The organism is Acinetobacter terrestris (assembly GCF_004331155.1).
Taxonomy (GTDB): Bacteria; Pseudomonadota; Gammaproteobacteria; order Pseudomonadales; family Moraxellaceae; genus Acinetobacter; species Acinetobacter terrestris.
In genome coordinates this window covers 1-14901 of sequence record NZ_SJNZ01000041.1, presented here as the reverse complement: position 1 = coordinate 14901, position 14901 = coordinate 1, and the positions used below count along the sequence as shown (strand labels likewise).

Below are 14901 nucleotides of genomic sequence, written 5' to 3'. Positions count from 1 at the left end.
CTGTTGGTACTGCAAGAGTTTCTGGTTGTTCTCGCTTAATTCGTTTGTTGGGTTTAATCCTTAAGTTAAGTTCAAGCTCTTTGTAGATCCGATATATGCGTTTGTGATTCCATCCATAACCTTTGACATTGCGCAAATACAGATAGCAGAGTTTAAAACCCCACGTTTTATTTTCATTTGTTAGCTTAATCAACCACTCAGCGATTTGAACATTTTCCTCTTTCAAAAGGGCTTTATAGCGATAACAGGTTTGGCTAACATTAAAAATTAAGCAGGCCATGCTGATAGAAATCTTAAACTGCTCAGCAGCCTGCTGTGCAAGAGACTTCCGCTGAACTGGCCTTAAAACTTTTTTGAAAGAGCATCTTGTAAAATGTCAGATTTAAGCCGCTCATCAGCATACATACGTTTTAAACGGGCATTTTCAGCCTCTAATTCTTTAAGCCTAGGGTGTGTCCTCATTTGATGTACATATTTCATTCTTCTCATCGATTCAATTAAAATATCTTATATCTTCCTTCTAAAATTAAGTTTTCCAACATGTCACGCAGAGTCATTACTGATGAAATTTGGGCACAAATCCAAAATACCATGCAATTTTATGGCTGCTACCGCTCACGTAATAGCAAAAATATCATGGAAGCCATTTTGTGGAAACTTCGAACAGGTGCGCCTTGGCGTGATATTCCTGAGGATCTTTGTCCATGGCAAACAGCCTACAACCGTTTCAATCGTTGGGCGAGTAAAGGGCTATGGGAGAATTTTTTTTTAAACTACGAGGCATCTTGGATAAAGAATGGGTCTTCATTGACGGAAGCTACATTCGCGCGCATCAGCATGCAAGTGGAGCTCGGCGTGGTGAAGATAGAGCAATTGGAAGATCAAGAGGCGGAGCGACTACAAAGATTCACCTTGCCGTCGATGCGCATGGACATCCGATTGATTTTGAAATCACTGGGGGTGAAGTCCACGACAGTCAAGTTGCAAGTGACTTGATTGAGTTGGTAGGTGAAGCCGACTATTTAATTGCAGATAAAGGTTATGATTCAGAGCATATTCGTGAAGTCGCTCGTAATCATAGGATGACTCCTATTATTCCAAGAAAATCAAACAGCAAAAAACCAAATATAGACTTTGATCACTACCTCTATCGTCTAAGGCATCTTGTTGAAAATGCCTTTGCCCGATTAAAGCATTTTCGTGGTATTGCCACTCGTTTTGAAAAGTTGGCTCGTAATTATAAGTCCATGTTGTTCTTGGCTTGTTTGTTTATTTGGTGCAAAGCCAAATGAGGACACGCCCTAAACTTAGAATATTAAAATTTTATATTTTTATAACATGACCTTAAAGAATTCAGAAAAAATCCTAGAAATTTCTCAGCGCGCTTTAATTTGCTTCGAAAACAACTTTCCCAGATTATCTAATATCAATGTCTTTCCCAAGAATTATTGTGAAGAATCTTCTTTGATTTTAAATAGATTATTAAATACTGAAGGGATAGTAGATTTCAAATTAATCAAAGGTACCAATGATAAAAACCAACATCATTACTGGTTAGAAAACCAAAAATATGTAATTGATTTAACCGCACATCAATTCGAAGAAACAGCACATCCCTTTATTTTAGTTTTAAAAAATGAATATCCGTTAAGAATAGTTTTTCATCAAAATATTCATGAAATAACCAAATTTCCTTATTGGGAGTTTCTTGAAAATCTACACTCCAAAATTAAAGATACTTTTTATAGTGAATATAAATAGATATGCATCAATGCCATTCACAAGCTGTCCCAAATTTGAAACGCATATTTTTGCGAGCGAATCGTTCAATTTGAAGAAACAGAACAGTTTTGCTAAATGGCAAAAGTTTTAAATTCTCTTTAAAGTCTTATCTTCATTATTAAAGAAACTCTTCCAGCACTGAATTTAAAAACACATGCCCCTGCTCTGTACAAGACAAACAGCTTTGATCTTCAACCATCAATTTACGTGAACGTAACGAGGTTAATAGCTTATTCAAACCATCTAAACTCAAACCTGTACGCTCGTGATAAAGTTTTGCTTCTACGCCCTCATTTAAACGCAAGGCATTCATCATAAATTCAAACGGCATATCTTCATTTTCAATCTTTTTAAATTGAAGATGCTCTGCCGGCACTTTGGCTAAATAGTCTTTCGGTAAACGGGTTTTCTGGAAACGATAGACACCATCAGGCCGTGTCACTTTCCCGTGGGCACCTGCGCCAATCGCCAGATAATCGCCAAACTGCCAGTAATTTAAATTATGGGCAGACGGTTTTTCCTTACGCCACGCCGATACTTCATAATTCACAAAACCATTGACCTTTAAATAGGCTTCGCCCTGTTCCTGAATATCTTCCAAAACATCTTCAACAGGCAAAACGGGTTGGGTACGGAAAAACACCGTATTCGGTTCAATGGTCAACTGATACCACGATACATGGGTGACGCCATTTTCCACCGCCAGTTTTAAATCCAGTAACGCTTGTTCTAAGCTCTGTTCTGGCAAGCCATGCATCAAATCGACATTAATACGTTCAAAGCCGGCATCACGGGCCAAATGAATGGCATTGATTGCATCATCATTACTGTGAATACGGCCTAATTTTTTCAAGTGATCTGTATTAAAACTTTGCACGCCAATGGAAAGGCGGTTAATCCCTGCCTCTAAATAACCTGCAAAGGGATCATGCTCCACTGTTCCAGGATTGGCTTCTAAAGTAATTTCACAGCCATCCTCAAAAGCAATAATGCTTTTTAGTTGATTGAACAACCACACATAACCTTTGGCAGAAATCAGTGACGGCGTACCGCCACCAATAAAAACACTATGAATCTGGCGACCTTGGGCAAAATCGAGCTGGGTTTTAAAGTCTGCAACCAGAGCCTGCAAATATTCCTGCTCTAAATCTAAAGACAGCTTCCCGTCAGGTACAGCGTGCGAATTAAAGTCGCAATACGGACACTTTCGCACACACCACGGCATATGAATATATAAAGACAATGGAACAAGCGCAGGATTTAATTCAGCCAAGGAATAAGCTCAAAACAGCAAAAAACAGGAAATATATTTTAACATGACTGCATCAAGACGCTAAGGAATACTGGCAGTGATTGTTTTAGACTGAGAAAAACTCAACAAGAATACATACTTAATATGATGAAAATATCCAGTCAAATGCTCTTGCTGTTACCGCTTGCGATGGGAATCGGGATTGCGATGAGTCTGCAAAATGCCTTAAATAACCAATTACGCGAATATTTACATTCTCCATTGCAAGCTGCCCTTTTATCTTTTTTGGTTGGTACAATAGTGCTTGCCATACTGGTTTTTTTTCAATCCGCAGAAAAACCTCATTTTGCAACTTTAATCCAGATTCCCTGGTTTCTCTGGTTAGGTGGTTTTTTAGGTGTGTATGCCATTAGTTTGAGTATTTATGCCGTACCTAAACTGGGTTTTCTTATCCTGACCGGACTGGTTATTTTTGGGCAAATCGCCATGTCGATGTTACTGGATCATTTTGGCTGGTTTGGCGCTGAAAAAACCCCGATTAACTGGCAACGTCTTTTAGGAAGCTTGGTTATTTTCATTGGCGTACTGCTCACTTTGCAACGCTAAAGATCATGATCTTTATTAATAAATAATGAGTATTTTTTGTGTCTAATGTCACTGCTTTAACGACAACCACCCGCTTTGAATTAAAGCAACTCTTTCATTTGATGATTCCCATTTTAATCACACAATTTTCCCAGGCAGGTCTGGGGCTGATTGATACCATTATGGCGGGACATCTCTCCCCAACAGACCTTGCTGCCATTGCAGTCGGGGTCGGTTTATGGATTCCGGTGATGCTGTTATTCAGTGGCATCATGATTGCAACCACACCTCTGGTTGCCGAAGCCAACGGTGCACGTACCCCTGAAAAAATTGCCACCATTGCACGGCAGTCTCTTTGGGTGGCGTTTATTTTAGGTATTATTGCTGCACTGATTTTACAGGTCATGCCGTTCTTATTGCCTGTTTTGGGCGTGCCTGAAGCCTTGCTGCCTAAAGCTAGCTTGTTCTTGCATGCTATTGGATTGGGTATGCCGGCAGTGACCATGTATGCAGCGCTACGTGGCTACTCGGAAGCCCTCGGCTATCCACGCCCGGTTACTGTCATCAGTCTGGTTGCACTGGTCGCACTGATTCCCCTGAACTTTATTTTTATGTATGGCTTAGGCCCGATTCCTGAACTGGGCAGCGCAGGCTGCGGGTTTGCTACGGCTATTTTGCAATGGCTGATGTTTATTGCTCTGGCAACTTATGTGTTTAAAGGTACGGCTTACCGCAAGACCCAAGTCTTTGCCGCATGGGAAAAAATTGATCCGTATTGGGTAAAACGAATTTTGCAGCTCGGTTTCCCGATTGGCTTAGCCATCTTTTTTGAAGTCAGTATTTTCAGTACTGCAGCAATTGTTTTAAGTCCATTGGGTGAAACCTTGGTGGCAGCACATCAGATTGCCATTTCTGTCACCTCTCAATTGTTTATGATTCCGATGTCACTTGCGATCGCACTCACCATTCGCATAGGCACTTATTATGGTGAAAAAAACTGGCTGGCAATGCGTAAAGTCCAGTTCTTGGGATTACTGACCGGTACGATTTTAGCGATTGCCACCATGGCATTGATCTGGTTCTTCCGGTCTGAAATTGTTTCGATTTACACTTCAGACTATGACGTGGCACAAGTGGCCATGTATCTGTTGTTATTTGCAATTGCCTATCAGTTGATGGATGCCTGGCAAGTCAGTGCCGCAGGTTGCCTGCGTGGCATGCAAGACACCAAAGGTCCAATGTGGATTACCATGATCGCCTATTGGGTCATTGCCTTCCCTGTTGGACTTTACTTGGCACGCTTTACAGAAATGAAAGCGGCTGGCGTTTGGGTCGGCTTGATTGTGGGTTTAACGGTTGCCTGTGTGCTGTTACTGACCCGTTTATTTATGATTAACAATCGGATCAAAACTGCTTAAATATCCCAATCTCATTCCTTTTCTCATGAAAAAGGGATGAGATAAATAACAAAATGAATAAAAAATAATCACAACCACTTCATCCATTTAAGCTTCAAAAAATGTTTTTGATGCTTAAAATCGAACAGTAAAAATGCAGCTTTTAACAATTTAAAGTAGGCAATATTGTGTTTAGCGCCTATGATCATTGAAACCCATCTTTGATGATCTTGAGGAATATCGCATGGCAAAAACGGCTAGCACACCCGGTCGTCGTTTTATGAAACTTGCCACTATGACGGCGAGCATCGCAACTAAAACCGTCTCAAATTCGATCAAAAACTTTAATGCCGATGAAGAACAAAAAAATGCTTCGCGCAGTAAACTTTTTCAGGATATAGGTCTGCAAATTGCGGATACCCTGGGCGAAATGAAGGGTGCGGTCATGAAAGTGGGGCAAATTGCGTCACAATATAAAGACATCTTTCCGCCTGAAGTGGCTCGTGCCATTAGCAAGTTACAGCGCCAAGCCCCTGCGATGCCTTTTGCTGAAATTAAAGCTCAAGTCGAAAAAGAACTGGGTAAACCACTCAATCAAATCTTTAAGCACTTCGATGAACAGCCTTTTGCCGCCGCGTCTATTGGACAGGTACATAAAGCTTTTCTGCCGAATGGCCAGCAAGTGGTGGTTAAGGTGCAATATCCGGGGGTCGATGAAGCCTGCGAAAGTGATCTGAAACAAGTGCGTTTGGCTTTACGCTTAATGGGTGTGCTGAAAGTTGACCGCAAACTGCAAGATCGACTGTTCAAGGAAATTCAGGAAAGTTTAGACAATGAATTGAATTATGAGATTGAAGCGCAAAACTTGGACGTCGCGCGTACATTTCATGAAACACTAGACAGTAAAATTATTATTCCACAAGTATATAAAGATTACTCTTCGCGGCATATTTTAACCTTGAGCCTAGAACAGGGTGAAAGTATTGAAACTGCCAGTACCTGGTCTCAAGATACTCGCAATGAGCTGGGTCGCCGTTTATTCCGTGCCATTGGACAAGAGATTTTCTATTTAAAACGTTTCCATTGCGACCCACATCCGGGCAACTTTGCCTTCCGTGAAGATGGCACGGTGATTATTTACGATTACGGCGGTGTAAAAACATTATCCGGTGAAACTGTGCAGCACTTTAAGCATTTGGTGCAGTCTGCCCGTGAAGGCAATATTGCCGAGATGGAGCAACATTTAGATGCCCTGCATGCCATTTCAGAACAGGGGAAATTCCCGGCTGAGCTGTATAATCAATGGCTAGAAGTGCTGATGCGCCCGCTCACCACGATGTATGATTTTGAAGAAAACTCGGCACATCATGATGGTATGGAACTGCTTAAGCCTTCACTCAAATATTGGGATGTATTTAAACCTTCGCCAGAGACATTGATGGTGAATCGTACAGTTTCAGGTCATTACTGGAACATGATCCATTTAAAAATGCATGACAACCTTAATGACCTGTTTGATGAACTGGTGCCACCACGTCAATAAGTCCTGCATAAAACCCAAATACAGTTTCTGATTTGGGTTTTATTTGCCAAATTATTAGTTATGTTATAACATACTGTTATTAACAGCCACTATTAACAATAATTTTGGAGTCCATCATGCGCGCCAATATCCATCCAGAATATCGTGAAGTTTTATTCCATGACACCAATGCAGATGTCTATTTCATTATTGGCAGTACCCTGCAAAGCCAGCAAACTAAAAGTTATCAAGGTCAGGACTACCCTTATGTGACGTTAGATGTCTCAAGTGCGTCTCATCCGTTTTATACTGGTGAACAACGTCAAGCGAGCAATGAAGGTCGTGTGGCAAGTTTCAATAAACGTTTTGCGCGTTTCAAACGCTAACAGAAACTTCATATTGTTTTAAGATTTAAGCGTTAGTCTTAAAACTTGAAAAGCCCAAGTCTATTCCTCCAGCTTGGGCTTCTTTTTATGTTTATATTTTAATTTATGTTTATATTTTAAAACTATTCAGATTTATTTAGTGTGTAACAACCATTGGAAAAGATAAAAACCCAATGCCAAAAATATTACACCCATGATTACACTGGAAATCACATAGCCCAAAGCGAGTGCAGTTTGATCATGTTTTAATAGTTGAAAGGTTTCCAGACCAAAACTTGAAAATGTGGTGAAGCCTCCCAAAATACCGACCATCAAAAACAGCCGCGCTTCATTTTGCAAACTCGGAAATTTTTGGCTATAGGCAAAGAAAATACCGGCCAACAGGCAGCCAAAAATATTCACCCACCATGTCGTCCAGGGAAATATGCTTGTCGGTTTAAGTAAAAACACCCCTACGCCATAACGCAAACTTGCGCCAATTGCACCACCCATCGCCACCAGTAACCAGCTCATTTATTTTGTCCAATATCGGGTGTGTATAATATGGGATATCTATACAACCCTGTTTTCATTGGACAATACTTTTGCATGAATCTGTATTTTTTACAAAGAAATAATGCTGAATAAAATACATAAAAATTGTTATAGTCTTGCGGTTAAATTCACTATTTCTATGGATTGAGAAAATTATGGCTCAAGATTTATTGGCACAGCTTCAAGCAGGCGAAGCGAAATTTGCAGATGTGATTGCTTATATTGAAGCGGGTTATAACCACACGCCAACCGCATTTAAAAATGGACAACAAGCCAATGCTGCCACTGAAAATCAGGGCAGTGCCAAAGTGTTTTCTTTTGCTCAATTAAATGGTTTAGATCAGGCACAAACTTTAAGTTTATTCGCTGAACACTATGCTGCTGTATTAGCGACGCCTGATGCAACCGATCACCAGAATATTCGCCAATTTATGCAAAATGGCTGGGATGGCATTCAGTTCGAAGGTCAGGCTTTAACTGCAAAATAAGTTTCTTATATAAGTCTTAACATATAAAAAAAGCCCGCTTTATTAAAACGGGCTTTTTTTTGCCTCTCGCTGACAAAAAAGAGGACTTAAAAAACAGATTAAATCAGGAAACCCTTACCCGACACGACCATTCATCAATAGCCTTATGCTCCCACTGGCGAGCATGTTTCACGTGAATCCATTCTTCACCCGGTTGTAGTGCAGTAAAACGAAACAATTTTTCGCCTGCTACACCGACCATCGCTTGCTGACTTTTAAGCACATCTTGCCGGTAGATTTCTTCGACTTTCAAGATATTCTGCGGCTTAGCCACTTGCCAAAGATAAGCTGTCGACGGATTTTCTGGCAGAGTCAATTCCAGCGTTTGCCCTACATCCATTTCCAGTAAAGTCGGACATTTGTGGGTGAGTGAATAGACATGGGTTTTTCCATCCACGGTTGGACTCATGCTGCTACACCCGACAATCGACAACCCCAATACTGCAGCAAAAACTATCGCTAAACCTTTCATTCTAAACTCTTATAAATTTTTGAAAGAAATTAACTTTTTACTTTTTCAATCCACTGAATTGAACTGACGCGGAATAACTCGCATGCGCCATCACCGGTATCTGTTGGGGTTAATGATGAGGTCCAGACCAAATCTTTATCTTTAATTTCAACCAACTCGCCTTTTAGACGCACCAGATCACCCCGTTTTACATTTTTAATTTGCTTGGCAATTTGTGGGTTTGCAGGAATGATATGCATATTCGACACCATCTGCATGGCTTGCTCTTTTGGCACAGGCAGGCGATCAATTTTCCAGTTTAAATAACGGTCATATTGATTCACAGAAATGTGTCGTGCAATTTCAGGTTCAGCAAATAAGCCCCAGCTCACCGCATAATCAATCGGTGAAAACTTGGCCTGCTGATCATGCGCATAAATTTTCGAGCCTAAAATCCGAAAATCACCTTTAAACGTTTGCAGCTTTTTAATGGATTGATCTTTAGAAAGCGGCGCCAAACCTTTGGCAATATTATAATCGACAGATGCGCTGGCACTCACTTGTAACATGCTGGTTGCAAGTAAAGCACTGAATAATAATTGTCTAGTCATCTGTATACCTCAAAACGAATTTCTTTATTTTCAACTTTTATCTTAAGTCATGAAACTTAAATCACCATATGGACTTGGTAACAATATGGATATATTCAGTCACTTTTTTGTCTTATTAATTGACTGAAATATCTATTAAACTAACCACCTATAAAGAAAAATTAAGCAAACAATGATTTATAAATTTTATCAGCAACATATTTTCCGGCATTTGCTCAATCAAGTGATGCAAACACCCAGCCTGATGGACCAGCGCCGCGAATTACTGCTCCCGATTTCAGGTCAAGTTCTGGAAATTGGCTTTGGTACAGGCGTAAATCTGCCTTTTTATCAAAATGTCGATACGCTATATGCACTCGAACCGAATCCGGATATTTATCAACTGGCTATTAGGCGCGTGCATGAAAGTGCGATCCATGTCCAGCATGTTCAGGCCAGTGCAGAAAAGCTGCCTTTTGCCGATAACAGTATCGAGCACATTGTCAGTACCTGGACGTTATGCAGTATTGAAAATTTACCGCAGGCTTTGACTGAATTGCACCGTGTGCTGAAACCGAGCGGTACTTTGCATCTGGTTGAGCATGTTCAGTATCAGGACAACAAAACCCTTAAACATTTGCAGAATTTACTGACCCCAATTCAAAAGCGTTTGGCGGATGGCTGTCACCTGAACCGCAATATTGAACAAGCGCTGTTGGACGCAAATTTCAGCTTTAAAGAACAACATTATTTTGATGCGGCGGGTATTCCCAAAATTGGCAGTCTGATGTTGTTTGCCCGTGCTGAAAAAGCATAAGGGTTGAATTGACTTAAACTCAATCCTCTGCTCAAAAATCTGTTGTCCAAATTAAGTCAGAAAGTGTGTGAATTAAAACCCATTAATCATCGAAGTTGATGCGAACGGTTTCAAAACGTACTCGTCCCTCTCGAATCGCTTGAGCAATCGCCTGTTGTCCTTTGGTGAGTCGTGCCCCGCCACTTTTAATATCAATCAGCACCACTTCAATATCCTCAGCTCGCCCTTCCCCATCGCGTAAGTCGGTATAGCCATCAAACACAATATAATCGACTGGATCGCCCAAGAATTTGGCATCACTGGGCAAATATTGAAATTCGGGCATAATGGGAGCCAGCTGCTCTGCCATTTTGCCTTTTAACACCGCCCGACTGGTATTCACACTGCGCTTTTGCGCACTGGTTAAAGCCTGCTGATGTTCCAGCTCCAGTTCGGCAATGTATTGTTCATACTCTGCTTTGACCCGCCCATTACGGGTATTGCTTAAAATTAGGGTGGTCAATACCACACCAATACATGCACCAATCAACATTGCCATCCAGATGGACATTATTTTTTCCTAATCCAAAAAAGTAGCGCCACATGGGTCTTTAAGACTTTTGTCATGTGTCATATTCGTCGCATCAAACAATGATATGCTAGGACTGAGCAGTATAAAATCGTCAGGGTCATGAAAACAATCTTAATTGCAAATCAAAAAGGTGGGTGTGGTAAAACCATTACCGCAATCAGCCTCGCTGCCGCTTTAGCACAAAAAGGTTATCGGGTTGCACTTGCCGATGCCGACAACCAAAAATCAACTTTGCAATGGCTTAAACACCGCCCTGAAGATGCTGCCCCGATTCAAAGCCTGGACTGGCGTCCTGGAAAATCCATTGATAATGTGCCTAAAAATTTGGAATATCTGATTATAGATGCGCCCGGAGCACTTTCTGGTGAACATTCAGAACAGCTGATTGGTGAAGCTCACGCCATTATTACCCCGTTACAGCCCTCATTTTTTGACATCGATAGTACGCGCCGTTTCTTGAAGCATTTGCAGGACATCAAGCGTATTCGTAAAGGTAAAGTACAGATTTTACTTTTGGCCAATCGGGTTAAAGCCAACAGTGCCAGTACCAAAGAGATTCAGGAATTTTTCAATAAAATTGAACAGCAACCTGTCGCCTGGATTTCTGAACGAAGCGCTTATAGTCAACTGGCCATGCAGGGTCTCACCATCTTTGATAAAACGCAAAAAAATTATTTAAGCATGCAAAATCAGTGGCAGCCGGTTTTAAATGCCATTATTGATGATCCGACCAAATGGTTTTAGGCTTATATAGGCCATGCCTTCGCGCCTGGAAAGCAGAGTTGTTTATTCATTATTCACTAGAACTTACTCGGCTTTCATTCTCGCGAGCTTTTTTTTCAGTTAAGATGGCATGGACTTAGAAACAAATCAGTGAATGCAGTGCAACAGTACGCGCCAACATTACAAAAAGTATTATTATTTGGATTATTTTTCATCCTCCTTTTTTTGAGTTTTAACGTCCTCAAATATTTTATTGTGCCTGTACTTTGGGCAGCCATTATTGCTTATATGACCTGGCCCTGGTATCAATGGATTTATCGCAAGACTGGCTCACGTGCCATGCTGAGTGCGACCATTATGATCACCCTGATCATTTTGCTGATTGGCATTCCGCTGACCTTCGGTATTTTCATGCTGCAGCATGAAGGTCGAAATTTATATTATGAATTGCAAAAACAGGTGTTCTCGGGTCATTTAAATGTTCCGCAATTTATTCGCGATTTACCGTTTATAGGCAAGGAAGTGAATCGCACCTTACATGACATCAATACTGACCCGAACAGTATTGTGCAAACGGTTTCCAGCTGGATTCAGGGTCATCTCAATTACGGTCGTTTCGTTTTAAATGAAATTGGTAAAAACATCGTTAAACTGTGTTTTGCCGTATTGTCATTGTTCTTTTTCTACCGTGATGGTCAAACCATTCTGAACCAGGTCAGCAAAGCCTTGGAAATGATTATTGGCCCACGCGTGCATCATTATTTAGATACCATTTCTGAAACCACACGAGCGGTGGTTTATGGCGTCGGTTTAACCGCAGTGGCACAGGCTGTTTTGGCCGGTTTAAGCTATTTCGTTGCGGGTGTGCCCAACCCGATGGTACTCACCATTGTGACTTTCTTATTGGCATTGATTCCGTTTGGAACACCAATTGCCTATGGCTCAGTCGCATTATGGCTGTTCTCGCAAGGACAAACCGTTGAGGCGATTGGGGTGATGGCATGGGGCGTCTGTATCGTCAGTACCTCGGATAATGTGATTCGTCCATTGGTGATTTCCGGTGCCACACAAATTCCGTTCTTGCTGATTATGTTCGGGGTATTGGGCGGTATTGCGAGTTTTGGTCTGGTCGGTCTGTTTATTGGCCCAGTGATTCTTGCAGTGTTGCTGGCGATTTGGCGCGAATGGCTACATGAAACCAATGAAGTGGGGCCGTTCATGCTGCCAAAATCCACCATGGCCTATGATCTTGACGATGATAAAGACCTATCCAATCCAGATCAAAGCTAAGCTTTAAGTTTAAGAAACTCATACATTCAAATACTTAATCATTATTGAATTGCATCTGATGCCTTGCTTGAATGGTCAAGGTCATAATAAAACAAAAGGATGTAATTCAATGTCGTCTTCACTGTTCAAATTAACGACGCTCTCTGCCATTGCAGGTGTTGCAATGCTAGGCTGTACACACTCCCCAACTTCATCTACACGTGCTGAACATCAAGCCACTGTTCATGCTGTGTCTGCTCAAGGCGTAGGTAAAGAAATTGGTACCATTAAGTTCAAAGACAGCCCGGCAGGTTTAATCATTAATACTCATTTATCTGAACTTCCACCCGGCCCTCACGGTTTCCATATTCATGAAAAAGGTTCATGTGACCCTGCTGAAAAAGATGGAAAAATGGGTGCGGCGATTGCAGCGGGCGGTCATTTCAACCCGAATCAGGCACCGCATCACGGTACACCGGTTACCGGTCATTTAGGTGATTTACCGCTGTTAAATGTCGATGCTCAAGGTAACGCTAAAGTCACTTTAGTGGCACCGCGTTTAAAACTGGCCGATGTGCAAGGTTTGGCAATCATGGTACATGCCGGTGGCGATAACTATGCGGATCAACCTAAACCTTTAGGCGGTGGCGGAGACCGGATTGCCTGTGGCTTAATTCAATAATTATCCCTTCAAAATCAATCAACAAAAAGCAGGCGCAAGGTCCACTGCTGTCCCATAGTTTGATTTAAATAAAAAACCTGAGTCCAAATCGTTAAAATATGAGTGCAAACAAACACTTTAACGACCAGGATTCAGGTTTTGTCACATCAGAATACCGTATTTCATCAGCTTATTAAACCCGTCGTGCGACAGGATTTTGAGCAACTTGCTAAAGTACACCATGTTGGACAGAAATTTAGAGCGGCTTCAAGATGGGATCAGTTTATTGCCATCTTGATGTCTCAACTTTCCTGCAGGCAAAGTCTGAGAGATATTCAATCCAATCTGGAGTGCCAACAGGAAAAACTGAGTCATTTCGGAGCAAAGTCTATTCCCCGAAGTACACTGGCACGAATCAATGAGCAGCAGCCCGCTGCCTTGTACCAACAGCTCTTTCACAAGTTGCTTAAATACTATGAACACTCAAAAGTAGCCCATAAATTTCGCTTTAAGAATCCATTATATTCCCTGGATGCCAGTCATATTGACCTGTCGCTTTCCTTATGTGAATGGGCCAAAGTTCACGACTCAAAAGCCAGCATGAAACTCAGCATAGGATTGAATCACAGCAATGATATTCCTGAGTTTGTTGCAGTTGAAAATGGTAAAGAAAATGACATGGTACAAGGCCGAAAATTCCAGTTTCCTGCTGGCAGCATTGTGGTCTTTGATAAAGGCTATGTCGATTATCAATGGTATGCGAATCTAAGCGCTCAAAACGTTAGCTTTGTGACACGTTTTAGACCTAAATCGGTGTATCAGGTGATCCAGCAACATCCCGGGCTTGAATCCAAAGGCATTCTAAAAGATGAAACCATTCAGCTAAATAGCGCACATGCCCTAAAAAGAAAAGCCCCCATATTAAGAAGAATTGAGTATAGAGATCAGCAAAGTGGCAAGCACTTCAGCTTTCTCAGCAATAACTTTCATTTAGCGGCCTCTACCATTGCAGCGATTTACAAAGACCGCTGGAAAGTTGAATTGTTCTTTAAAGCGATTAAACAGAACCTGAAATTAAAAGCCTTCTTAGGTCGAAGCAAGAACGCCATTCAGACGCAAATCTGGATTGCGATGATCGCCTATTTACTGGTAAGTTTCGCTCAACATTTAGGGAAAAAAGGCTGGACAGTTCAGCGCTTACTCAGAATAATTCAAGTGAATTTATTTGAAATAAAAACCTTAAAAGCGTTATTTTCACCCGATAAAGTCCCCATCAAACAAGAGAAGCTTAAATGAGCTTCCTCTTGTAAAAATTGTGGGACAGCAGTGCTATGGATAGTCCTTTTTTTACATGAGAATGCAAAATCAATAGTTACTTGAACATCAATTCTTTCTAAATTGAACGCTTTAATAACTTTAGTGTGAAGTTAAAGTGTTGCTTTACTTGGTCAGTAATCATAAGTTACTTAAATAAAAATTTGAAGGATAGTCACTAAGATGACAGGCATACTAGAACAAGAAAATGGAAGAACTAAACTGAACCAAGCACAAGATTTAAATTCAGGTTTCGTGGGAGGGTAATACCCCCATTTTTAATTGAACTAATGGGTAGAAAATCCAAAGCCCTTGTTATTGTTTAAAATTAGGTGGACAACCATTTACTGACATATGAGGTCGTTCATGATTATAAAAGTACTGCCATAAGGTTGTACAGTCTTGAACCTCACTAAGCTCTCTAAATAAATATTGGTTTAGGCATTCGTATCGAACTGTGCGATTAAATCGTTCAACATAGGCATTTTGTTGAGGGTTACCTGGCTGAGTGAAGATATGC

At 41.1% G+C, this 14901-nt stretch carries 17 protein-coding genes and 2 pseudogenes; 12 read left to right on the top strand and 7 right to left on the bottom strand.

Annotated features, from left to right (window positions below; genetic code table 11):
* Positions 1-447 (bottom strand): annotated as a pseudogene (locus tag E0H81_RS15345) (transposase family protein); the annotation flags it as partial.
* A gap of 93 nt (positions 448-540) precedes the next feature.
* On the opposite strand from E0H81_RS15345, the gene E0H81_RS15340 reads away from it, so the two are divergent.
* Together E0H81_RS15340 and E0H81_RS16285 are read left to right on the top strand one after the other, a co-directional pair.
* A protein-coding gene (locus E0H81_RS15340; RefSeq protein ID WP_413228000.1) for an IS5 family transposase occupies positions 541-1292 on the top strand; the annotation gives its coding sequence in 2 pieces (ribosomal slippage) (positions 541-754 and positions 754-1292; 753 coding nt in all).
* A 46-nt stretch (positions 1293-1338) separates the two neighbouring features.
* A complete protein-coding gene (locus tag E0H81_RS16285; RefSeq protein ID WP_235943646.1) occupies positions 1339-1761 on the top strand; it encodes a hypothetical protein in 423 nt (140 codons plus the stop codon).
* 139 nt (positions 1762-1900) lie between these two features.
* Here the strand turns inward: E0H81_RS16285 and hemW are convergent, their stop codons facing one another.
* Positions 1901-3055: a radical SAM family heme chaperone HemW gene (gene hemW, locus E0H81_RS15330; RefSeq protein ID WP_131320139.1), complete on the bottom strand. Its 1155-nt coding sequence runs from the start codon at positions 3053-3055 to the stop codon at positions 1901-1903.
* A gap of 123 nt (positions 3056-3178) precedes the next feature.
* Here hemW and E0H81_RS15325 point away from each other — a divergent pair, with 123 nt between their 5' ends.
* From E0H81_RS15325 to E0H81_RS15310, 4 genes are all read left to right on the top strand, one after another.
* Positions 3179-3640 carry a DMT family transporter gene (locus tag E0H81_RS15325; protein WP_131320137.1) on the top strand — a complete coding sequence of 154 codons (462 nt, stop codon included), beginning with the start codon at positions 3179-3181 and terminating at the stop codon, positions 3638-3640.
* Positions 3641-3678: 38 nt separating this feature from the next.
* Positions 3679-5037, top strand: a complete 1359-nt coding sequence (locus E0H81_RS15320; RefSeq protein WP_131320135.1) for an MATE family efflux transporter — start codon at positions 3679-3681, stop codon at positions 5035-5037.
* A gap of 223 nt (positions 5038-5260) precedes the next feature.
* Positions 5261-6559, top strand: coding sequence for an ABC1 kinase family protein (locus tag E0H81_RS15315; RefSeq protein ID WP_131320133.1), 1299 nt, complete (start codon positions 5261-5263; stop codon positions 6557-6559).
* Positions 6560-6675: 116 nt separating this feature from the next.
* On the top strand, positions 6676-6924 hold the full coding sequence (locus E0H81_RS15310; RefSeq protein ID WP_131320131.1) for a type B 50S ribosomal protein L31: 249 nt from the start codon (positions 6676-6678) through the stop codon (positions 6922-6924).
* Positions 6925-7056: 132 nt separating this feature from the next.
* Here the strand turns inward: E0H81_RS15310 and crcB are convergent, their stop codons facing one another.
* Complete coding sequence (gene crcB, locus E0H81_RS15305) at positions 7057-7437, bottom strand: fluoride efflux transporter CrcB (protein ID WP_131320129.1); 381 nt, start codon at positions 7435-7437, stop codon at positions 7057-7059.
* Between the two features lie 176 nt (positions 7438-7613).
* Between crcB and E0H81_RS15300 the strand changes: the two genes are divergently transcribed.
* Positions 7614-7946 carry a HopJ type III effector protein gene (locus E0H81_RS15300; protein WP_131320127.1) on the top strand — a complete coding sequence of 111 codons (333 nt, stop codon included), beginning with the start codon at positions 7614-7616 and terminating at the stop codon, positions 7944-7946.
* A 103-nt stretch (positions 7947-8049) separates the two neighbouring features.
* Here the strand turns inward: E0H81_RS15300 and E0H81_RS15295 are convergent, their stop codons facing one another.
* Positions 8050-8457, bottom strand: a complete 408-nt coding sequence (locus E0H81_RS15295) for a protease inhibitor I42 family protein (protein ID WP_131320125.1) — start codon at positions 8455-8457, stop codon at positions 8050-8052.
* Positions 8458-8486: 29 nt separating this feature from the next.
* Positions 8487-9047, bottom strand: coding sequence for a hypothetical protein (locus E0H81_RS15290; protein WP_131320123.1), 561 nt, complete (start codon positions 9045-9047; stop codon positions 8487-8489).
* A 172-nt stretch (positions 9048-9219) separates the two neighbouring features.
* On the opposite strand from E0H81_RS15290, the gene E0H81_RS15285 reads away from it, so the two are divergent.
* A complete protein-coding gene (locus E0H81_RS15285) occupies positions 9220-9843 on the top strand; it encodes a class I SAM-dependent methyltransferase (RefSeq protein WP_131320121.1) in 624 nt (207 codons plus the stop codon).
* An 82-nt stretch (positions 9844-9925) separates the two neighbouring features.
* On the opposite strand, the gene E0H81_RS15280 is transcribed toward E0H81_RS15285, so the two are convergent.
* A complete protein-coding gene (locus E0H81_RS15280; RefSeq protein WP_131320119.1) occupies positions 9926-10393 on the bottom strand; it encodes a Holliday junction resolvase-like protein in 468 nt (155 codons plus the stop codon).
* A 120-nt stretch (positions 10394-10513) separates the two neighbouring features.
* Here E0H81_RS15280 and E0H81_RS15275 point away from each other — a divergent pair, with 120 nt between their 5' ends.
* The 4 genes and pseudogenes from E0H81_RS15275 to E0H81_RS15260 all read left to right on the top strand — a co-directional run bounded on the left by E0H81_RS15275 (position 10514) and on the right by E0H81_RS15260 (position 14377).
* The gene (locus E0H81_RS15275; protein WP_131320117.1) at positions 10514-11158 is read left to right on the top strand and encodes a ParA family protein; all 645 of its coding nucleotides are present in this window, start codon (positions 10514-10516) and stop codon (positions 11156-11158) included.
* 138 nt (positions 11159-11296) lie between these two features.
* The gene (locus E0H81_RS15270) at positions 11297-12427 is read left to right on the top strand and encodes an AI-2E family transporter (protein ID WP_165492640.1); all 1131 of its coding nucleotides are present in this window, start codon (positions 11297-11299) and stop codon (positions 12425-12427) included.
* A 109-nt stretch (positions 12428-12536) separates the two neighbouring features.
* Entirely contained in the window at positions 12537-13088 is a 552-nt protein-coding gene (gene sodC, locus E0H81_RS15265; protein WP_131320113.1) for a superoxide dismutase family protein, read from the top strand.
* Between the two features lie 138 nt (positions 13089-13226).
* Positions 13227-14377: pseudogene (locus tag E0H81_RS15260) on the top strand (IS4 family transposase).
* A gap of 319 nt (positions 14378-14696) precedes the next feature.
* Here E0H81_RS15260 and E0H81_RS15255 read toward each other — a convergent pair.
* On the bottom strand, positions 14697-14901 hold a 205-nt coding region (locus tag E0H81_RS15255), incomplete at its 5' end, for an integrase core domain-containing protein (protein ID WP_131320109.1).